This window comes from Sphingopyxis sp. JAI108 (assembly GCF_013410105.1).
GTDB lineage: Bacteria > Pseudomonadota > Alphaproteobacteria > Sphingomonadales > Sphingomonadaceae > Sphingopyxis > Sphingopyxis chilensis.
Genome location: NZ_JACCCJ010000005.1, coordinates 79191 through 101211, shown reverse-complemented (window position 1 = coordinate 101211; position 22021 = coordinate 79191). Strand labels below are relative to the sequence as shown.

Annotated in this window: 8 protein-coding genes; 6 read left to right on the top strand and 2 right to left on the bottom strand. The window is 65.7% G+C overall.

Features of this window, described 5'->3' with window-relative positions; all coding sequences use genetic code 11:
* Positions 1-2 precede the first annotated feature (2 nt).
* Genes HDC29_RS18170 through HDC29_RS18160 form a run of 3 tightly spaced genes read left to right on the top strand, consistent with a single transcriptional unit; the run spans position 3 to position 3354 of the window.
* Entirely contained in the window at positions 3-410 is a 408-nt protein-coding gene (locus HDC29_RS18170) for a DoxX family protein (RefSeq protein ID WP_179499701.1), read from the top strand.
* Positions 407-1996, top strand: a complete 1590-nt coding sequence (locus HDC29_RS18165) for an MFS transporter (protein WP_179499700.1) — start codon at positions 407-409, stop codon at positions 1994-1996. Before HDC29_RS18170 ends, HDC29_RS18165 begins: the two co-directional genes overlap by 4 nt.
* Complete coding sequence (locus HDC29_RS18160) at positions 1996-3354, top strand: alginate export family protein (RefSeq protein ID WP_179499699.1); 1359 nt, start codon at positions 1996-1998, stop codon at positions 3352-3354. The genes HDC29_RS18165 and HDC29_RS18160 overlap by 1 nt, the downstream gene beginning before the upstream one ends.
* Here the strand turns inward: HDC29_RS18160 and HDC29_RS18155 are convergent.
* Entirely contained in the window at positions 3351-4280 is a 930-nt protein-coding gene (locus HDC29_RS18155) for a LysR family transcriptional regulator (RefSeq protein WP_179499698.1), read from the bottom strand. The genes HDC29_RS18160 and HDC29_RS18155 overlap by 4 nt on opposite strands.
* 113 nt (positions 4281-4393) lie before the next feature.
* Between HDC29_RS18155 and HDC29_RS18150 the strand changes: the two genes are divergently transcribed.
* The gene (locus tag HDC29_RS18150) at positions 4394-5092 is read left to right on the top strand and encodes a pirin family protein (RefSeq protein WP_179499697.1); all 699 of its coding nucleotides are present in this window, start codon (positions 4394-4396) and stop codon (positions 5090-5092) included.
* 52 nt (positions 5093-5144) lie between these two features.
* The gene (locus HDC29_RS18145; protein WP_179499696.1) at positions 5145-5843 is read left to right on the top strand and encodes a pirin family protein; all 699 of its coding nucleotides are present in this window, start codon (positions 5145-5147) and stop codon (positions 5841-5843) included.
* A 152-nt stretch (positions 5844-5995) separates the two neighbouring features.
* Here HDC29_RS18145 and HDC29_RS18140 read toward each other — a convergent pair whose 3' ends face one another.
* Positions 5996-19957, bottom strand: a complete 13962-nt coding sequence (locus HDC29_RS18140) for an autotransporter-associated beta strand repeat-containing protein (RefSeq protein ID WP_179499695.1) — start codon at positions 19955-19957, stop codon at positions 5996-5998.
* 520 nt (positions 19958-20477) lie between these two features.
* On the opposite strand from HDC29_RS18140, the gene HDC29_RS18135 reads away from it, so the two are divergent.
* Entirely contained in the window at positions 20478-21878 is a 1401-nt protein-coding gene (locus tag HDC29_RS18135; RefSeq protein WP_179499694.1) for a sulfotransferase, read from the top strand.
* The last annotated feature ends 143 nt before the right edge of the window (positions 21879-22021 follow it).

Sequence of the window (22021 nt, the reverse complement as noted above, 5' to 3'; positions counted from 1 at the left end):
CGATGACGCCCGCACCCATCACCCGCCTGCTCGGCGACCGCCGCTTTGCGACCCTCTCCGCAGCTGTTCTCACCCTTCCCTATTGGACCAGCGGCATCGCCAAGCTGTTCGATCTCGGCGGCGCGCTCGGCGAAGCCAGACATTTCGGTCTTGAACCAGCCGCGCTTGTCGTCGCGCTGACAATCGCGGTGCAGGTCGGCGGCTCGCTGCTGATCATCCTCGGGCGTCAGGCCTGGCTCGGGGCGGGCGCACTCGGCGTCTTCACCGCCGCCGCAACGCTGATCGCGCATCCTTTCTGGCAGGTCGCCGACCCGGTGACGCGCTTTCATGAACGCAACACCTTCCTCGAACATGTCGGCCTGATCGGCGGGCTGATGCTCGCTCCGATCCTGCAGGAGCGCAAGGCATGAGCGCCGCCGCCCCCGCAACCGAGCGCCCGCTCGCCAGCCCCATGTTCCGTGCGCTCTGGATCGCGACCATCGTCTCCAATGTCGGCACCTGGATGCACGATGTCGGTGCGGGCTGGCTGATGACCTCGCTTTCGCCAGACCCGTTGATGGTCGCGCTGGTTCAGGCCGCGACGACATTTCCGATGTTCGCTCTCGCGCTTCCCGCCGGCGCCCTTGCCGACATCGTCGACCGGCGGCGCCTGCTGATCGCGGCACAAGTCTTCGGCCTTGCCGGTGCAGCCGGTCTCGCGGCGATCACACTTGCGGGGCTTACCACAGCCTGGGTGTTGCTCGTGTTCACAGCCGTGATCGCGGTCGGCGCGGCCTTTTCCGCTCCGGCGTTTCAGGCAATCGTCCCCGAACTGGTGCAGCCGAAGGCTTTGCAACAGGCGGTCGCGCTTAACTCGCTCGGGGTCAACATCGCGCGCGCGATCGGCCCCGCGCTCGGGGGCGTCATCATCGCCGCCTCGGGGCCCGCCGCCGTGTTTGCCGTCAACGCATTGTCGGTCGTCGGCGTCATCATCGTCCTTTTCCGTTGGCGCCGCGCGGTCCCCGACCGCCACCTCCCCGCCGAGCATATGGTCGGCGCGATGCGCGCAGGGCTGCGCTATGCGATGCGCGCGCCCGAGCTACAGGTGGTGCTGATCCGCTCGGTCGGCTTCTTCGTTTTCGCCAGCGGGCTTTGGGCGCTGCTGCCGATCATCGCACGGCGCGACCTCGGGCTCGGCCCCGCAGGCTACGGCGGGCTCCTGACCTTCATGGGGCTCGGCGCGATCGGTGGCGCGATACTGATGCCAAAGATGCGCGGACGCATGGGAGCAAATATGATCACGCTCGCCGCGTCGACCCTGCTCGCGGCAGCGATGGCGGCCCTCTCGCTTGCGGATGGCTTCTGGACGGCTTCGGCGGCGCTTTTCGTCGCGGGCCTAGCCTGGATCGCGATGATGGCTTCGCTCAACGGCGGTGCGCAGGCGACCTCGCCCGGCTGGGTCAAGGCGCGCGCGCTCGCCATCTATCTGCTCGTCTTTCAGGGATCGATGGCGGGAGGATCGGCGCTCTGGGGGTCGATCGCGTCGCGCATCGGCGTACCGTCAACCTTGCTCGCCGCGGCGGCACTGCTCGCCCTCGCCGGGATGGCACTCGCATGGCGCTTCCCGCTCGACAAGGCGAGCACGCTGGACCTCGCGCCGTCCGCGCATTGGCCGGCGCCGATCGTCGATGGCGATGTAGATGTCGAGCATGACAGCGGCCCGGTGCTGGTGACGGTCGAATATCGTATCGACCCGGCAAAGGTGCCCGCCTTCTTCACCGAAATGCAGAAGATGCAGCGTATCCGCCGCCGCGATGGCGCGATCCACTGGGGCATTTACGAGGACACCGCCGCGCCCGGCACGGTAATCGAGAGCTTCACCGTCGAAAGCTGGCTGGAGCATCTGCGCCAGCATGACCGTGTCACCAATGCCGACCGCGTGCAGCAGGAGGCATTGCGCGCCTTCCAGACTAGCGACACGCCGCCGCTCGTGCGCCACTTCGTCACCCAGCACTGATGCGTATTCTCTTCCTCCTCGCCGCGCTGCTCCCCAAGATGGCTGCGGCGCAGGAGGCCGAGCAGACAAACCATCGCTATGACGAGGATTGGTCCGGGCTGTCAGCGGCGCCACGCGAGGGGTGGCGCGAAGCCAAATATATCCCGCTGACCATCGATGGCGCGGCCTACTTGACGCTTGGCGGCGAGGCCAGGGCACGGTTCGAAGGGTTCGACGACAATCTGTGGGGCGACCCGCCCGCGCCCGACGATGGCTATCTCTGGCTGCGCGTCATGCCGCACGCCGACCTTCATGCCGGCCCGGCGCGCGTCTTCGTGCAGGGCATCGCTGGCTATGCACGCGGCGTCGGCGCGGGCAAGGGACCGGTGGACGAAACCGGGATCGACCTGCTGCAGGGCTTTGCCGATATACGCGTGCCACTTGGGGGCCACGGCAGCCTGACCGTGCGCGGCGGGCGCGAGCTCGTGGCGCTCGGATCCGAGCGGCTTATCGGCGTCCGCTATGGCCCGAACATTCCGCAGCCCCTCGACGGCGTTCGCGCCGTCGTCGATCGGGGCCCGATCCGTATCGACGCATTCCACCTGCGACCCGTCACGGTGGGCGGCGGCGATTTGGACGATCGGGCCTCGAAGACACGGCGGCTCGACGGCGTCTATGCGACCATAGCGCCCGCGACAGATACCGGCATCGACGCCTATTGGCTGGGCTATAAAAATGAAGAGGCCCGCTTTGCCGACCGCACCGGCCGCGAGACGCGCCACACGTTCGGCGTGCGCTTCTTCGGCAAGCGCGGCGACCTCGGCTGGAACTGGGAGGCCATGCTCCAGCGCGGGCACTTCGACGGTGACCGCATCCGTGCATGGTCGCTTGCCACCGAGACCGCATGGAGCTTTCCGCAAGCGCCGCTCAAACCGCGCTTTCGCCTGCGCGCCAATATCGCGAGCGGCGACCACGACCCCGCCGACCGCCGGCTCGGCACCTTCAACGCGCTGTTTCCCAAAGGTAAATATTTCGGCGAACTGTCGCCGGTCGGACCGCGCAACATCGTCAATTTCCACCCCAGCGTCGATTTCGATCTGGGCAAAGGCGTGACGGTCGAACTGGTCGCCGCGCGTTTCTGGCGCGAAAGCCGGGGCGATGGCGTTTACGACATCCCAGGCGGGCTCATCCGTCCGTCAGGCGGCAGCGATGCGCGGCACATCGGCGACCAGGTCGAGATTTCGGCGGGCTGGCAGGCGAATGCTCTCCTCTCCTTCAACGCCTCGCTCTCGGCCTTTCGCCCCGGTCCCTATATCCGCGACACGGGGCCCGCGCGCACGATCCACATGGTCGGCGCCGAGGCGATGCTGAAGCTCTAAAGATCGATCATCCCGGCAAGCTCCGCATCATGCTGTCCGAGAGTAACAAACTGTTCGAGCAGCCACGACGCCGCCGGTCCCGGCGGCGTATCGCGCCGCCAGACGCCGGCAAAACGATAGGTGCCGCCCGGATGGTCCGGCATGGCAAGCTGGACGAGCACGCCGGCAACCAGATCGGACTCAATCATCGGCAGGGGCATATTGCCCCACCCGACCCCTTCGCGCAGCAGCGCATGTTTGGCGCCAAGGTCGGCAAGGCGCCAGGTCTTCGGGCTCATCACCGAATAGTCGCGCCCCTCGGTAAAGCGTGACCTGTCGGTGAGAACGAGCTGCGTATAATCGCGCCCCGCCCCGGGCGGGATACGCTCCATCCGTCCGAGCGGATGATCGGGCGCCGCCACCGGCACCATCGGGATCGATCCCGCCGCAACGCATTCGACCCCCTCGACCCCGGCCGCGAGTGGCCCCGATATCCCGAGAATAGCCTTGCGATCGAGAACCATCGCCGTGATCGCACCGAGCGCCTCGACATGGAGCCGAAGCTGCACCGTCGGGAATTCCGCGGCAAAGGTCCTCAAGACCCTGCCGAGCCGCTCGGATGGCAGCATCACGTCGACCGCCAGATCGACCTCGGCTTCCAGACCGTCGAGCATCCCCTTAACCTTGGCACGCAGACCATCGATACCGACCGAAATCGCCCGCGCCTCCGAAAGGAGAGCGCGGCCCGCGACGGTGAGTTGCGGCTTGCGCGTCCCTTCGCGTTCGAAGAGCATGAGGCCGAGCTGCGCCTCTAGATTGGAAATGCCATAGCTGATCACCGATACCGCGCGATTGAGCCGGCGCCCGGCAGCAGCGAAACTTCCGGTATCGACGATCGCTAGAAAGATGCGAAGCTGGTCCAGTGTCGGCGTCCCGGGATTATTCACTATTCAACTTCCTCGAACGTTTCGATAAATTTTATCTCACTGAACAGTGAAGCCCGCAATGCCTAAATGCCTTCTCGACGGCGGCCGATCCCTGCCAGCCATGGAGATACAAGATGATCGAACTTCGCCCTTTCGACAGCCTCGGCGGTGCCAATCACGGCTGGCTCGACGCCAAGCATCATTTTTCCTTCGCCGGCTATCACGATCCCGCCCGCACCAGCTGGGGCAATCTGCGCGTGTGGAACGACGACACGATCCAGCCGCAGACCGGCTTTCCGCCGCACCCGCACCGCGACATGGAAATCATCACCTATGTCCGCGAAGGCGCGATCACCCATCAGGACAACCTCGGCAACAAGGGCCGCACCGAGGCGGGCGACGTGCAGGTGATGAGCGCCGGCACCGGTATCCGCCATTCGGAATATAATCTGGAGGACGTCACGACCAAGATTTTCCAGATCTGGATCATTCCGACCCGCGACGGCGAAGCGCCGCAGTGGGGCGCGAAGCCCTTTCCCAAGGGTGAGCGTTCGGGCAAGTTCGTGACGCTGGCCTCGGGCTACGATAACGATAATGACGCGCTGCCGATCCGCACCGACGCCCGCGTCGTCGGCGCGACGCTCCGCGCGGGCGAGACGGCGGAATATCCGTTAGGCAAGGATCGCAAGGCCTATCTCGTCCCGGCAAAGGGCGCGGTGCAGATCGACGACGTCCGCGTGAATGCCCGCGACGGTGCCGCGATCAGCGATATGGAGGTACTTCGCGTGACCGCGATCGAGGACAGCGAAATCGTCCTCGTCGACGCGGCCTGACAAAGCCCGGAGCGCCGCCCGGCCGGTGGCGCTCCCAAGGGGGAGAATGACGATGATCCGTTTCCGGGACCGCGGTGCCCGCGGCCGCCACCAGGGCGGCCAGATCGACGCCTGGCACAGCTTTTCCTTCGCCGACTATAACGACCCCAAGCATATGGGCTTTCGTGCCTTGCGGGTGCTCAACGAAGACCGAGTCGTCCCCGGCGCCGGACTCTCCGAGCATGGTCACGAAGATATGGAGATCGTGACCATCGTGCTGAAGGGTGCCATCGAGCATCGCGACGACCTCGGCAACAGCGCGACCATCCGCGCGGGCGAGGTCCAGCGGATGAGCGCGGGCACGGGCATCCGCCATAGCGAACGCAATCCGAGCGCCGATGAACGCGCCCACCTCCTCCAGATATGGATCATCCCGTCCGAGTTCGGGGGGCCGTCTTCTTACGACCAAAAATCCTTCGCCGCCGATGAAGGGCGCAACCGTTGGGTCACCATCGCGAGCGGCGACGGACGCGAAGGATCGCTAACGCTGCGCCAGGATACCGTCATGGCGATAGCCCGGCTCGACGACGGCAAGGCGATCGCACGCGAACTCGACCCGAAGCGCGGCTATTGGGTCCAGGTCGTTGGCGGCATTGTCGGTTTGAATGGAACCGAAATGCGCGAGGGCGACGGCGCCGCGCTGACATCGGAAGGCATGTTGTCGATTGAGGCCGATTCCGATGCGGAAGTTTTGCTCATCGACCTTCCCTGACCAGACCGAGCATCGCCGGTCACGGACCTCAGCAGAGAATCGCGCGAAGCGGACGGCCAAGACAAGTCAGGGCGTTGCGTCTCCACCTTATCGTCAGCTTTCATATGAAGACGGGTAAACGACCCACCTTCCCGCATCATTCGGGTTAGTGATCAGAACCGCACCCGGAACCCAGCTGTACCTTTCAGGGTATAGCCCGCGCCAAAATCGGCGATCGCCGTATCGCCCGACACTTCGGTATAGAGGGTGAAGCGGTCGTCACCCCAGCTGTAGCTGCCGCCAAGCCCCAATTCACCCGACAGACGATGGTCGCGATTGACGATCGGCGTTCCCGACACATCGGCTACCGCGCCGTCGAGCCATTCGTAGCTGAGGTTCATGACGGTGTAGAGGCGAGTGCGGCGCGTATCGCCCGCGCGGCCCTTCCAGCTTGTCTGATGGTCGATCGCCAGGCCCCAGCGGGTTTTCAGACTTTCGCCCTTCCCGACCGAAACCGCGGCCGCCGAAGGATCGGCGAAACGATCGAAAGCGACCTTGGCATAGCTCATCTGCACCTGCGGCGTGACCGACAGGTTGCGGCCGATGGGCGTCTGCTTGCCGAGTTCGAGGCTGAAAGCCTGGCCGTCGCCCTTGTTGCCGCGGACAAGATCCCCAAGGATGTTCGATTCCAGATCGCTGTCGAACCAGCTGAGCTTGACCTGCCCGTCGACATAAAAGCCCTTCGGCCCGTACCAGGTCATCGTCGCGCCGACGCCATAGCCCTGCGTATCGATGGTGCCGTTGCCGAAGATCGAAGCGACGCTGCTGTCCGCCTTGCCATAATGGGCGGTCAGCCCCCCGACGAGCGCGGCACCGTCGCCGCGCTCTGCCAGCACCGCATCGAGCCCGAGCTGCGCCTGCCACTGGTTGAGTTTGCGGTCGGCGCCGCTCGTCGATGCCACGGCTTCCGGCCGCTGGCGCTCGGATTCGAAGCGACCCCACAGGCCCGCACCGGCGATCGGCGACGCAGCCCACGAACGGTTGCCGACGCGTTGTTGAAGGGTCGGCAGACGGTTCAGTGACTGCAGTGCGCCGACATAGGCTTCATAGACGGGGACACCCGGCTGATAGAGCGGACCTTCTGGATTCTCGCCGGGGTCGAGCAGCGCAGAGCGGAGGTACCAGTCGCCGTCCTGCGGCGTCGATATCCCATTTTTGTAGAGGCGATAGCCATAGGCGCCCAGCACCACAGCCTGCTCGCCTTCGAACAGATAGTCGCCCTCGAGCGTGAAGCTGCCGTTCGATGCGCCCGCGACATCGACGATCTTGATCCCCTCGACCGTCTGGCCGCCGATGCCGCCGCGATTGATCACCGTGACGCGCGTGTTGCCCGACGTGGCGCCATTCACAACCAGGCGGTCAGCCGCCGAGGCATCACCGCCGAGTACGGCCTCGATCTCGAGCAGGCCGCCGTTGCCGGTATAGTCGCCCGCCACGGTGAGCGAGCCGATGCCGCTGCCCGGTGCGACGACGCCGGCGTTGACCAGACTGCCGACGCGCCCTGCGCCTTCGACGCGGCCCGCCGCGCCGACGGTGACGGCGCCGCCAAGGCTTCCCTGCACGGCCAGCGTGCCGCCCGCGACGGTCGTGTTGCCACCGAAGCCGCTGTTGTCGGCGGTAACGAGCAGGGTGCCCGCACCACTCTTGGTCAGTCCGCCCGTGCCCGAAAAGAGGCCATTATATGTAAAGATGGTATCGGACGCGGTCGCGATCGTGCCCCCGCCGCCGACGACGATGCCGCGCGCACTGGTGAGGTCGGCACTCGTTTCGAGCGTGCCGCCATCGAGTGTAAGGTCGCCGCTCGCCGCGCCGAGATTGGCATCGTTCGAGATGCGGATTGTGCCGCCAACGATCTGTGTGCCGCCGGTATAGCTGTTGGTGCCGCCGAGGACGAGCGTCCCCGCATCGGTTTTGACCAGCTGCGCGGTGCCGGTGAGCGCCGAAGCGATCGTCGCGGTGAAGCCCGCGCCCGCCGTGCTGCCGTCGCCGACGCGCATCACCGCCTGCGCCCCGTCGAGCGCGACCGATTCGCCGGTGATGACATAGCCGTCGGCCGCAAACTGCATGCCGGTGACCGACACGGCGCCCGGTGCGTTATCGACCGTGACCGTGCCCGCGGTTCCGCCGAAGACCGCAAAGGCCCCATCGGCGTAGGGCGCGCTGAGGTTACCCGTCGCGTCGGTCCAGTTGCTGTTTCCGGCGCTGCTTTGCCACACGCCATCACCACCGTTGATCACGCCGTCGACCTTTGGTCCGGCGGCGCCGTCCCAGAAGTTCAGCGTCAGCTCGCCCGAGTTGACCAGATTAACCTGCCCCGCGACCGAAGTCTGGACGGCGGTGCTGGCGCCCGTCGGCATGGTGCCGAACGTCACACCGTTGTTCGTCAGCGTGCCGCCGTAGTTGAACAGGCGATAGATGCCGACGTCGAACGCGCCGCCCGTCGGGACGCTGACGTTGAGCACACCGTCGAGGACCAGATCGCCGCCAACGTTGACGAGATCGTTGAGCGCGCCGCCCGTGACACCCGCCTGCCCGAATTCGAAATCGAGCTGCGTTCCGGCCGCAAGCGAAAGATTGCCGCCGATGGCCAGCGTGCCCGTTCCGCCTGCGCCCGGCGCGAGGGAGGCCCCGCTCGCGAAGTCGACATTGCCGCCGATCGTCCCCGTGCCGCCCAGCGTCGCGCCGGCGGCGACGCTTGTCCCGCCGGTCGCCGCCGAATAGTCGCCGTTGACGAACAGCGTGCCCGCTTCGACCGTCGTCGCGCCGGCGAAGGATCCACTGCCGCCGAGCGCCAGTGTGCCCGCACCCGCCTTGGTGAGGCCGCCAGCCCCGCCGACCGGGCCGGTCAGCGTCAGCGTGGTGCCCGTATCGCTGCGGAACACGCCGTCGCCGATCAGCGTGACGGTCCGGCCCGAAACGATATCGGCGGTGGTGTGAAGTGCGCCGCCGCCGAGCGACAGCCCGCCGCTCGCATCGCCCAGATTGGAGTCGCTGCCGATCCGGACGGTGCCGCCGTTGATCAGCGTGCCGCCGCTGTAGCTGTTCGCGCCGGTCAGGACGAGCGTGCCCGCGTCGGTCTTGAGCAGCTCTGCCGTGCCCGCGATCTGTGCGTCGATGGTCGCGGTATAGCCCGCGCCCGCGACGCTGCCGTCGCCGACCTGAACGATCGCCTGCGCGCCGGTCAGCGTCAGCGTGTCGCCCGCCACGACATAGCCGTCGCTCGCAAACTGCATGCCCGAAGCGAGGACGTTACCGCCGCCGTTGTCGATCGTGACGGTGCCCGGCGCGCCCGCGAAGACCGCGAAGCTGTCCTGCGCATAATCGGCGTTGATCGAACCGTCCGCATCGGTCCAGTTATTGAGGCCGCCCGCGACGCGCCACACCCCATCGCCGCCGTTGAGTACGCCGTCATATTTGGGCCCGACCGCGCCGTCCCAGAAGCTGAGCGTCAGCCCCTGCGAATTGACGAGATTGACCTGGCCCGCGATCGCGGTCTGGACCGAAACGCCGCCGGTGCCGCCAGGGATTGTCCCCAGCGTCAGCCCGTTGTCGATCAGCGCGCCGCCATAGTTGAACACGCGGTAAATGCCGGGGCCGAAGCTGCCCCCCGCCGCGACCGTCACATTGATCGTCCCGTCGAGCGTCAGATCGCCACCGACATTGACCAGGTCGTTGAGCGCACCGCCAGCGACATCGGCCTGTCCGAACTCGTAATTCAGGATCGAACCACCGGCGAGCGACAGATTGCCGCCGACCGTCAGCGTGCCGGCACTTTCTCCCGGCGCAAGGATGGCGCCGTCGAGCATGGCGACATCTCCGCCGATCGTGCCGGTGCCACCGAGCGTCGCGCCCGCGAACACCGTCATCAGGCCGGTCGCCGCCGACTGGTCGCCATTGACCAGCAAAGTGCCCGCGTTGACGAATGTGGCTCCGGCATAGCTGTTGGCACCCGTCAGCGTCAGCGTGCCGAGGCCGTCCTTCGTCAGCCCGCCCGCGCCGGCAAAGCGCGGCGCAATGCCGATATTGTGACCGTCGGTATCGATGATGCCACCGTTTGTGCCGAGCGTGACGTCGTTCGCACCGAAATCGGCGAAGAACTCGCCTTCATCCTGCGTCGCGCGGAGCACGCCGCCGTCGAGCGAGAAATCGACCGTACCCAAACCGCCCCCGATCTGGCTGGTCTCGACAACACCACGGTTGCCCGTCGTGCCCGCAATGGTCACAGTTCCGCTGGAACCCGCCGCGACGCCGAGCGCGAAGCCGCCCTCGGCCCGGACCAGCCCGCCGTTTTCGACCAGCAGCGAGCCCGCGCCCTCATTGCCGACGGTCATCGAGAAATCGGTGACCAGCCAGTTCGACCCTGCCCCGGTCACGACGACGCTGCCAGTGGAATTGGCGCCGATATAAGCTTGATTGCTGGTGACGCTCGCACCGTTCTCGATGCGCATGGAGCCGGTGCCAAAGCTACCGACGCTCAGTTGATGGGTGTTGATCCACGACGTGCCGGCGCCGGATATGATCGCGTTGCCGTTTCCGGAAGCCCCGATGATCGCGTCGTTGCCGGTGACCGTCGCGCCATTTTCAATGCGCAGCGTTCCGGCGCCGAACAGGCCGACGTTGATCCGTCCGCTGTTTTCCCACGACGAGCCGACGCCGGTTACGAGCACCTCACCAACGCCGTCGGAATTGGCGCCGATCTGGCCGCCGACGCTGACGACCTTGCCGCCGTCGGCGATATTCAACGTCCCGTTGCCGTCATAACCGACCAGCACATCGCCATTGTTCGTCCAGGTCGAGGCGGCGCCGTTGGCGCCGACACCCGAGACATTGACGATCCCCTGGCTGCCGGCATTGGAGCCGATCCAGCCCGACTGGTTGCCGACCTGACCGCCTGCGGTGATGTTCAGCGTGCCGCTGCCGAACTCGCCGACGACGATGTCGCTCGCCCCGGTCCAGGTCGAGGCATTGCCATTGGCGTCCTGCCCCGAAACATTGACTGTCCCCTGGCTGCCGACGTCGTCGCCGATATAAGCGATGTCCGCGACGGTCACGATGCCGCCATCGAGGATGCCCAGCGTACCGGAGCCAAGGCGGCCGACACGGAGGATACCCGTGTTGGTCCAGGTCGAGGCGCTGCCGCTGCCGTCGGTGCCCGTGACGGTGACGACGCCCTGCTCGCCGCTTTCGCGGCCGATCATGCCGTCCGCATTGTTCAGCGTGCCGCCGTCCGCGAGCCGCAGTTCGCCGCCCCGGACGTTGGTTTCGCCCACGAAACTGTTGTCGCCCGTCAGCACGAGCGTTCCGAGGTCGGTCTTGATGACATCGCCGATGCCGGTCAGGTTCGACGCGATGGTGGCGCTATAGTCCGCACCGCCAATCGAGCCGTCACCGACGCGAATGATCGCCTCTGCTTCAACGAGCGCGATATCGGCGCCCGCGATGACATAGCCGTCGCTGGCGAACTGCATCCCCGATGCCGTGACCGCGCCGAGCGAGCCGTCGACGGTTACCGCGCCACCGACACCCGAAAAGACCGCGAAGGCCGCATCGGTGAACGGCGCGTTCGCCGATCCGTCGAACTCGGTCCAGTTGTCGTTGCCGCCACTTGCCTGCCACAGGCCGTCCCCGCCCGTGATCACCCCGTCATTCTTGCCGCCGTTGACACCGTCCCAGAAGCGCATCGTGAGGCCGGTGGTGTTCACCAGATTGACCTGGTTCGCGACCGAGGTCTGCACGAAATAGCCTGCATTGACCGTCAAACCGTTGTCGGTCAGCGTCCCCCCATAGTTGATGACGCGATAGACGCCCGGTTCGAAATTACCCCCAAGGGCCTCCTGTACATTGAGTGTCCCGCCGAGAACGAGGTCGCCGCCCACATCGATCAGGTCGTTGTACGCGCCGCCAACGACATTCGCCTGACCAAAGTCGACGTTGAGCGTCGCGGCCGGGGCGAGGTTTAAGTCGCCGGCGATCGTCAGCCTGCCCGGAATCCCGCCGACGTTACCCGGATTGAGGTTGCCATCGAGGATGGCGACATTGCCGCCGAGCGTGCCGGTGCCGCCAAGCGTGCCGCCCGTCGCTACGCTGACGCCGCTCGACGCGTCGCCAAGGATGCCGTCGACGAGCAGCGTACCGCCTGCGACCGACGTCGTGCCGGTAAAGGCCGAGCTGTCACCGGTCAGCCGCGTCGTGCCGGCCGCATGGTCGATCGAACCCGCGCCCGACATGCTGTTGGCGAAGAGATGGTCGGTGCCGGTGTGGTTGAAGTTCAACTCGCCCGCGCCGGACCCGAAAGTTATGTTGCCCTCGATGAAGCCCGCCGCGGCGGCCAAACCGCCTTCGACGCCGCCGATATTTACGGTGCCGGTCGAACCGGCTTGGGCCGCAATCTGGAGGCCTGAGCCGGCGACCGTCCGGCCGCCGTCGGCAACCGTCAGAACCGCAGTGCCAGTCCCGCTACCGATAATCAGGTCACCCGTCGTGGCGAAGCTGGAGCCCGCGCCCGACACTGTCAGGTTTGCGGCCTGCGGCGCGGCACCGAAGGTCGCCGACGCAAAGCTCGCCGTGCCGCCCTGATCGACAGTGAAATTGCCGGCGGTCATCAGCAACGAACCGGTGCTCGTCCAGTTGGAACCCGCGGCAGCGATCGCGACGGCGATGGGATTGGTGTTGCTGGTCGCGGTGCCGATCTGGCTCTCCCCCGCGGTGCGCAGCGTCCCGCCCGCGCCGATCGTCAGGCTGAAGGGAGCGTTGAAGGTCGCGCTCCCGCGAATGCCGCCCGCCACATCAGCCAGCGAGTTCGCGCCGGTGATGTTGATCCGGGTCGCGACGTTGAGAGTGCCTCGCAGATCCAGGTCGCCCGCCCTGATCCGGAGCGTGCCGCCGTCCGTTACGTTCACCACGGTCGAGCCGGCGAAGGCAATAGTCCCGCCAATGGCGGTCGTGCTGAAGACCGAATTCGCGCCGTCGACGCTCAGCGTCGAGCGCCCCATCGTCGTGGAACCCCCGGAAATGACATTGGCCCCGCCGACGATACGAAGCTCGCCGCCCAGACCATTGATGAGCGTCCCGGCGCCATAATTGCTGTCGCCGGTCAGCGTGGTCACGCCGGTGCTTGCTACCTGAACGCTGCCAGTGCCGGTGATCGAGCCCGCATAGGTATAGGCATTCGAGCGGTTGAAGGTGAGGCGGGCATTGTTGACCACGTCGCCGATGATCGAGCCGGTCGCGCCGCCCAAACCGCCGATTTGCAGCGTACCGGCCTCGATCGTCGTGCCGCCGGTATAGCTGTTCTCGCCAGCGAGCGCGAGCGAACCGTCGCCGAGTTTTGTAAATCCGCCGCTTCCTGTCATGGCATCGAGGACGCCGTTCGACGTTGCGGCATTTGCAATGTCGATCGCACCGCCGTTCGCGCCAATAATGTAGGTGCGCGCATTGACCGAACTGGCGCCCGTCATTCGCAAGGTGCCGCCATCAAGCGTGATCGTGCTACCGGCATCGCCGAGGAAGCTGTCATTCTCGACCGAAATGACGCCGCCCTCGATCCGGGTGCCGCCGGTGTAGCTGTTCGCGCCCGTGAGCACGAGCGTGCCGGCATCGGTCTTTACCAACTGCGACGCACCGGTGAGGTCAGCGCTGATCGTCGCGGTGAAACCTGCACCCGCCGCGGTGCCGTCGCCAACGCGAACGACCGATTCAGGACCGACCAGCGTCAACGGCGCGCCGTCGATCAGATAACCGTCGGTCGCGAACTGCATCCCCGTCGCGGTGACCGCGCCGTCGCTATTGTTCACCGTGACCGTGCCGGGCGCGCCCGCGAAAATCGCAAAGGTGCCGTCGGCATAGGCCGCGTTGATCGCGCCGTCGGCGCCGGTCCAGTTGTTGTCGGCGCCGCTGAGATGCCAGCTGCCGCTGCCGCCGTTGACCAGATCGTCGAACTTGGGTCCGGCGTCGCCGTCCCAGAAGCTGAGCGCAAGGCCCTCACTGTTGATCAGGTTGACCTGTCCCGCAACCGACGTCTGGACGGTGACGTCGCTTCCCGCCGGCATCGATCCCAGCGCGAGCCCGTTGTCGGTGAGCGTCCCGGCATAGTTGAAGACGCGGTAGATGCCGCCGCCGAAATAGCCGCCGCTCGACGAGGTGACGTTGATCGTGCCATCAAGTGTCAAATTGCCACCGACGTTGACCAGATCGTTGAGTGCTCCACCGACGACACCGGCTTCGCCGAATTCGAAGTTCAGGATCGAACCGCCCGCCAGCGACAGGTCGCCGTTGATATCCAACGTGCCGGGGCTGTTGCCAGGCGCGAGGATGCCGCCGTTCAGCACATTGACGCTGCCGCCGATCGTCCCGCTGCCCGCCAGCGTCGCGCCTGACGCCACCGTCACAAGGCCCGTCGCCGCGGATTGGTCGCCATTGATGCGCAGCGTACCTGCGTTCACGTTGGTCGCGCCAGCATAGCTGTTGTTGCCGCTCAGCGTCAAAATGCCCGTGCCGGACTTGGTGAGGCCGCCCGCGCCCGAAATCACGCCGCCCAGCGCGAAGATCGTCCCGCCATCGGTCAGGATAGTGCCCGCGCCGGTCAGGCTGCTGCTGCGCGCGCTCGCAAAGGATGCGGTCGTGCGCAGCGTGCCGCCGGAGAAAATGAGACCGCCGGCGGCGTCGCCCAGATTGGCGTCGGCCGACACCTGCAACGTACCTCCCACGATCGACGTGCCGCCAGCGTAGCTGTTGATGCCCGAAAGCACCGTCGTGCCACTTCCGACCTGCCGCACGGCGCCGCTGCCCGAAATGAGGCCGGCGAAAGTCACGAGATCCGATCGGTTGAACACCAGCACGCCGTTATCGACGACATCGCCGACGATGCTGCCCGTCGTCCCGCCATTGCCGAGCTGGAGCGTGCCCGCCTCGATCGTCGTGCCGCCGGTGTAGGTGTTGGTGCCGGTAAGGACGGTCGTCCCCGTCCCCGCCTGTCGCAGCGCTCCGGTGCCGACGATCTGCCCGCCATAGGACAAAAGGTCGCTGCGGTTGAACCCGAGCGTGCCGAAATTGTTGACGAGCGCACTTGCGATCGAGCCCGTCGTGCCGCCGCCCCCGACAAACAGCGTCCCGCCGTTGATGTTGGTCGAACCGGTATAGCTGTGGTTGCCAGTAAGAACCCAGGTGCCGCTGTCGTTCTTCGCCAGCGTGGTGACGCCCGATCCGGCGTTGCCGATTGACCCCGCCAGCGTGTTGTTTCCCGTGTTGGTGCCGCCAAGCGCGATGGTGCGCGCCTGATTGTTGTTCGCCAGCGTCACCGGTCCGGTGTCAGTGAAGACGATCGCGCCCGTGCCCGACGATTCGATGAAGGTGACGCCCGCCGACAGGGTGAACAGACGGTTCGTGGTATCGCCCGCACCGGTGTAGCGCAGCGTCGATCCATTGCCGATGACGAGGTTCGACGCGGCGGCCGACGATGCGCCGATGCTGCTCGCCATCCCGCCGTCGGCCAGCTTGTCGACCCCAAGGACGCCGCCGCTGATCGTCGTGATGCCGGTGTAGGTGCTGCCCGCGTTGGTGAGCAGCCATGTGCCCGCATCGGTCTTGGTCAGGCGCGTGATACCCGAGCCATTGTTGGTGATCTGCGCGGCGAGATCATTGTTGCCCGTGTTGGTGCCGCCCAGCGTCAGCGTCTGCGCCGTATTGGCGCTTGCAAAGGTCAGCGGACCCGCGTGAGTGAAGGCAATCGCCCCGGTGCCCGATGCGTCGAGCTTGCTCGTGGTCGATGCGCCAAGCGTGAACTGGCGGTTCGTCGCTCCGCCGACGCCGACATATCGCAGCGTGCCACCGTTCAGGACGAGATTGCTCGCCGCGCCCGATGACGAACCGATCGAACTGTTCGCGCCGCCATCGTCGAGGCAGGCAACCCCGAGAATGCCGGCGTTGATCACGGTTGCCCCGGCATAGCTGCTCGCACAGCCCGACAGTTCCTGATAGCTGCCGCCGTCCTTCACCAGGCCACCGCTGCCCGAGATCGCACCGCCGTAAACGGCGGCGGCGCTGCCCCCCGTGGTGATTGTCAACGTCGCTGCGCCAAGGGCGATGTTACCGCCGAGCACGCCGCCGCCTGTCAGATAGCGGACATCATTGTCATAACCATCGACGTCGAGCAGGACGCCGGCGGTGTTATCGAGCGTCATCGGGCCGCTTCCCAACGCGGCCGTCGATCCCGTGCGAACAGTACCATTGATGATGCGCAGAGCTCCGGTCGAACTGTTCGTCCCCGACAGGAGCAAGGTCCCGGCACCAGTCTTGGCCAGTTGCCCGCCGCCGGTGACAATACCGGAAAATTCCAGCACGGCAGCGGAATCGACCACGTTGATCGCGCCATTGCCGGTCAACGCGAAGCCGCGATCAGTCGACGCGCTGGCCCCGGTATAAGCCAGTGTCCCGCCTGCAAAGACGAGATTTGCGGCGGCCGACGACGAGGCGCCGATGCTGCTCGCCTGCCCGCCGTCGGCGATGCAGTCGATCGCAAGCCCGCCGCTGATCGTCGTGACGCCGGTATAGTCGTTGTTGCAGCCACTGATCGTCTGCGTGTAGCTGCCCGCGCCGCGCGTGAAACCGCCGGTGCCGGTGATCCGCCCGGTAAAAACGCCGGGACCACCCGCAGTCGTCAGTGTTTGCCCGCCCAGATCGACAAGTCCGCCGCCGATAATCGCCGCGATATTGATATCATAGCCGCCTAGGTCGAGCGTCGCCCCCGCATCGACGGTCATATAGCGCCCGCCCGGACCGAACGCCAGAGCCGATCCCGCGCGCAGCGTCCCCGCGGTTACAATCGTCTCGCCTGTGTACGTGTTGGTGCCGGTGAGGACGAGCGTGCCGGCACCGTCCTTGATGAAATTATTGCCCGAACCCGTCGCGACGCCGCTGATCGTTAGCGTCGTGCTCGCCTGCTCGACGTCGATGCGGCCGTTGCCGCTTGCGAGTGTGAAGCCGCGGTCGGTCGTGGCCGTGCCGCCCGTATAGCGCAGCTGCCCTCCATTGGTGAGAACGATATTCTCCGACGCATTGCTCGCAGCGCCAATCCCGCTCGCGATCCCGCCGTCGGTGAGCGTGTTCACCGCGAGCGTTCCGCCTGCGACGGTGGTCACCCCGATATAGTCGTTGGCGGCGTTGGCGAGTGTCAGCGTGCCCGCGCCCGCCTTGGTGAAACCGGCATCGTCAAAGCTTGTCACGACGCCCGAGAAAGTCAGGTCGGTGCCCGCCGCGGCGACATCGATCGTTCGCGCAGCGCCGCCATTGACCAATGTGAAGCCGCGATCGCTGCTTGCCGTGCCTCCGGTATATTGGAGCGTGCCGCCTTCGAGGACGAGGTTCGACGAGTCCGCCGAGGAGGCGCCGATGCCCGATACCACGCCGCCATTTCCGACGCTGGAAATCTGAAGCACCCCGTCGGTCAGCGTCGTCGCGCCGGTATAGCTATTCGTTCCCGACAGCGTGACGCGGCCCGCGCCGCCCTTGGCAAAGGAGGTCACCCCCCCGCCGTCGACGATCGCCGACCCGATGGTGAAGGTGCCGCCGCCATTGTGCTGGATGCCGAGCGTGCCGCCCGCGACGCCGCTAGTCAGTTCGCCGCCGTTGATCGCCTGGTTCGCCGCGCCGACGCTTGGCGCGACGATGATTGTCCCCTCGACGCCCAGCCGGTTGCCCGCGCCGACGGTGACGGTCGATCCCGCCGCCGCCGAATAGCGCAGCCCGCCCAGCGTGACGTCGCTGCCGACCGTTCCGAAGAAAGGCGAATTCGCTGCCCCGGCGGCGTCGCTGACGATCTCGCCATCGGCCCAGGTTCCCGCATCGTCCTTGTCAGTATAATCGCTTGCGTCGAACGCGACGATATTGCCGCCGACAACCTTTGCATAATCCGATCCGTTGATCGTCGCCCAGCCGCCGAGTACGCCGTCGAGATTGCTTGTCGTGATCGCCCCCGCGCCGGGCAGCACGAAATTGACCAGCCCGCCCGTGCGGTTGATCGCGCCAAGGTTCAGATCGACCGTGCCGCCAGCCCCGCTGACCGCGCGCAGCGTGTTGCTGCCCGCGCTGACCGTCAGCCCGTCGAAGGTCTGGCCGTTGGCTTCGCCCGCCGCGCCCAGCACGTCGAGCGCACCGCCCGACAGCACCAGATGCGATGCCGATGAAATAATGTCCGACGCCGGACCGCCGGCACCCGCGAAATCGAGCGCGAGCCGGCCGCCCGAAATCGTCGTCGCGCCGGTGTAGCTGTTCGCGCCCGTCAGCGTCAGTGTGCCCGCGCCGGACTTTGTCAGTCCGCCGCTGCCCGCGATGCTGCCCCCGAAACTTTGCGCCGTCGCTGCCGCGACGGTGAGCGTCGATCCGCCGAGCGCCACCGTTCCGCCGCTGCCCGTCAGCGACGGCGCGACAAGGTCGAAACCGCCAAGGTCGAGAGTACCGCCGTTGACGATGAATCCCGTCGCGTTGCCGAAAGCACCAGCGGTTCCGGCGCGCAATGTGCCGCCGTTCACCGTCACCGTTCCGCGCTGTACATTCGCGCCGCCAAGCACCCATGTCCCCGCGCTATCGGCGACGATGTTGCCGTTGCCGGACATGACGCCCGAGAAGCTATTGGTCCCGGCGAAGGTTCCGCCGAAAGTCAGCGTATCAGGATTGGGATTCGCCACGTTGAAGGCGAGCGCGCCCGACAGATCGAGCGCGCCGGTGCCGTCGTTGCGGATCGCATTGGCGGTCCCGTTGACCAGCCACTCGCGATTGCTGGCGTCGCCCGCGCCGGTGTAGCTCAGCGTTCCGTTGCTGAGTCCGATCGTCGTGCCCGCGCCGAGCGAACTCTCGCTGCCAATGTCGGCAAGCTTGCCAAGGCGAATCTCGCCCGCAAGCGTCGCCTGCCCGGTAAAGCTGTTCGCGTCGCCGAGCGCGATATGGCGCCCCGCCAGCGCACTGAAACCATAGGCTCCGCCGCTGAGTACGCCGAGCAGGTGGATGTCGGCGGTTTCGGCATTGAATGCCCCGGCCGCCGAGATATCGATATTCCCGGTTATCTCGAGCGTGCCGGTCCCCTGGTTGCGAATCTGGGCGTTATTCCCGTTGATGTCCCAATTGCGGTTCGAGCTGTCGCCGTCGCCGAGATAGATGATGCTGTCGCTATACTGGCTCTGCTGGTTGAAGACGATCGTGCCGTCCTCTACCGTGACCGGCGCGCCGAGCGAGCTGGCTTGGCCAAGATTGGCAATCGAGGTGAAGCGCGTCGAGCAGACGCCGTTGCAGCCCTGGAAGACGGTGCGGCCGGTATAGTCGCTGAGATCGTTGCTCATCGTGATACCGCTTGCGGCAAGCTGCACCGACCCGTCACCGCGGATCCGCGCCGACCCCGATCCTGTCCCCTCGAGGATCAGATTGCCACCGGTGCCGATCGTTACGGTGCGGGCGGTGCCGGCACCCGCAATCGACAGGCGCACATTGGACGCTGCGGCGGTGAAGATATTGTTGCCCGCTGCACCGAGGGCACTGTCGGCAGCGGCATAAAGGCTGCCCGCGTTGATATTGATATCGCCTGTGAAACTGTTGACGCCGTTCAGGATCAGCGCGCCATTGCCGACCTTGATAAGCCCGTTCGAACCCGCGACAATCGAATTGATCGTGCTGATCCCCGTCGCCGTCGTGATGGTGGAATCGGCATCGCCGAGCGTGATCGTGCTGCCGTTCAGCACATAGCCCGCCGAGCTGAAGGTGATGTTACCGACGGTGACAGGAACACCGACCGTTATCGTCCCGGCAGTGCCACCGAAGATCGCATTGTCGAGATCGCCATTGACCCACGGCTCGACGAACGGTCCGCTGACCCCGTCGCCATTGGGGCTCCAGTTGAGGTTGGCGAGGTTCCACGTCCCGCTACCGCCCGAACCCACGGCGGTGCCGTTGGCGTCCCAATAGCGATCTTCGGCATGTGCCGCCACGGGAACGCAGGCGAGCACCGCGGCAAGCGATGCACTGCAAAGAAGCCACCGCGAACGGGCCCGAGCGCCGGCGACATTTCCACGGTTCATGCTGTTATCGGCCATGAGCTTTCCTTGAACGCGAAATGGCCCGCGGGGCGGGCGAGCTGGGGAGATTGGCAGAGGTGGTCGGGTTCGACAGGGGATGGCGCGGCGCATGGAGTGCGACGTTTGCAGGGTCGAGCATGACGGGCAAAGCCGTGCGATCTTCGATCATTCACCCCCCTTTTCTCAAATCCCGCCCCAGAATCGACGTTCGTCCCACGAACACGCTTCCTCTGGAGGCTTGCCTCCGCGTCGCTCGTACCTCCCTTGCGCAAGGCGAGCTAAACGGCGGTCCGTCCGGCCCGATCTCCGCAGAATCGAAAGCCAGTGCAGAGCTTGATATAAATCAAATTATTATCAGCAGGTTACCGAATGACAGTGAATGGGGGTGTGTTACCGTATCGATGGGAGAGACTGAGGCCGGGTAACATCCGGCGATCCACCGGATTGCGTCGCTGCGCCGCTGCTGGTTACTTGCGCTGCGGGCGAGCGCACCGATAATGTGCGTCATGATGTTACTTTCGAGCCGCGATCCAAGGCTGTGAATTCACTCGGCTCCGACGACGAGCGGCGACTACGCCAGGCCATTGGGGCCGAACCGGATTCCGCTCGCGCGCATACCGGCTTCATATCCTATCTGTGCAGCGCGGGGCGCATCGACGAAGCCCTGTTTCACCTCGACCATGAGGCGCGGCAGCGGCCATCGAGCATCTGGCCGCTATCGTTAAAGGCGGGCGTTCTCTCCGCCGAGCGGCGCGCCGGCGAAGCGATCGATCTCCATCGCAAGCTCGTTGCCATGGCGCCGGAGGTGCCGGTTCTCTGGTCCAATTTCGGACATGACCTCGCAGCCCTCGGCATGACATCCGACGCCGCCGCCGCTTATCGAGGCGCCGTTGCGCGCGCGCCAGAAATGGGCGCAGCCTGGCTCGGGATCGCCAATTTGCGCGGCGCGCCCTTTTCCGATGGCGATATCGAAGAAATGGAGCGGGCGTCGCGGTTGGCCCCTGACCCTCATCAACGGATCCAAGTTTCCTTCGCACTTGGCCGGGCACTGGGCGACCGGGGAGATTTCGCCCGGTCGTTCGACAATTACGCCAAGGCCAACGCCTTGCGGGACTCCATCATTCCCCATGACGGAGCGCGGCTTGCTGCCTTCGTCGAGGCGCATCGGATTTTGCAACCATCCTTTTTCGCGGCGGTCGAAGACGTTCCCGCCGAAGCGCATGGCGCGATCTTTATCGTCGGCATGCCGCGCTCGGGATCCACTTTGGTGGAACAGATCCTCGCCAGCCATCCGGAAGTCGAGGGTCTCGGGGAACTGTTCGCGCTCGAGGATGTCGCCGCATCGATCGGCGCTTTCGACAACCCTGCGGCCTTCGTCGGCCGCCTGCATTTGTTGACGCAGGGCCAGGCCGAACAACTCGGCGCGGATTATCTGGCGAGAGCCGGCCGCTATCGCCGCACCGTCCGCCCATTTTTCACGGACAAAATGCCCGCCAACTGGCGATTTGTTGCGCTTATTCGCCGGATCATGCCGGATGCGCGCATCGTCGACGTGCGCCGCGATCCGATGGCGTGTGGCTTTTCTGCCTTCACCACCCATTTCAATCGCAATACCGATTTTCCGAACGCACTGGCGGACGTCGGCCGATATTACCAATCCTATCGCCGTATGATGGAAATTGCCCAAGCCTCCGCAACCGAAAGATTGTGCGACGTCGACTATGAGCGGCTCGTATCCGACCCGGACCGCGAGATACCCGCTCTGCTCGATCAGTTGCGGCTTCCTTTTGCGGAAGCTTGCCTCGCGCCGGAAAAGAACCCCCGCGCCGTCTATACGCCGAGCGCTCAGCAGGTTCGCTCGGCGATTCATCGAACACACGACCGGTTTCGCAATTACCTGCCTTGGCTGGGTTCGCTCCAAACTTCGCTGGGCGCATGAGGGCATTTGTTTATCGCCATGAAATTATGTCGACCGGCAGGCCAGGGCCCTGCCTTGCGGAACGATCTCGATCAGCATGTCGCCTGCCGAAACGATGACGCCCGACAGTGGATATCTTGAGCCCAACCACCCGCCCGCTCGCC

Bases quoted from the DNA above. Each gene is read 5' to 3' on its own strand.
- HDC29_RS18145 (WP_179499696.1), top strand. From the start codon at position 5,145: ATGATCCGTTTCCGGGACCGCGGTGCCCGCGGCCGCCACCAGGGCGGC.
- HDC29_RS18150 (WP_179499697.1), top strand. From the start codon at position 4,394: ATGATCGAACTTCGCCCTTTCGACAGCCTCGGCGGTGCCAATCACGGC.
- HDC29_RS18140 (WP_179499695.1), bottom strand. From the start codon at position 19,957: ATGGCCGATAACAGCATGAACCGTGGAAATGTCGCCGGCGCTCGGGCC.
- HDC29_RS18160 (WP_179499699.1), top strand. From the start codon at position 1,996: ATGCGTATTCTCTTCCTCCTCGCCGCGCTGCTCCCCAAGATGGCTGCG.
- HDC29_RS18170 (WP_179499701.1), top strand. From the start codon at position 3: ATGACGCCCGCACCCATCACCCGCCTGCTCGGCGACCGCCGCTTTGCG.
- HDC29_RS18165 (WP_179499700.1), top strand. From the start codon at position 407: ATGAGCGCCGCCGCCCCCGCAACCGAGCGCCCGCTCGCCAGCCCCATG.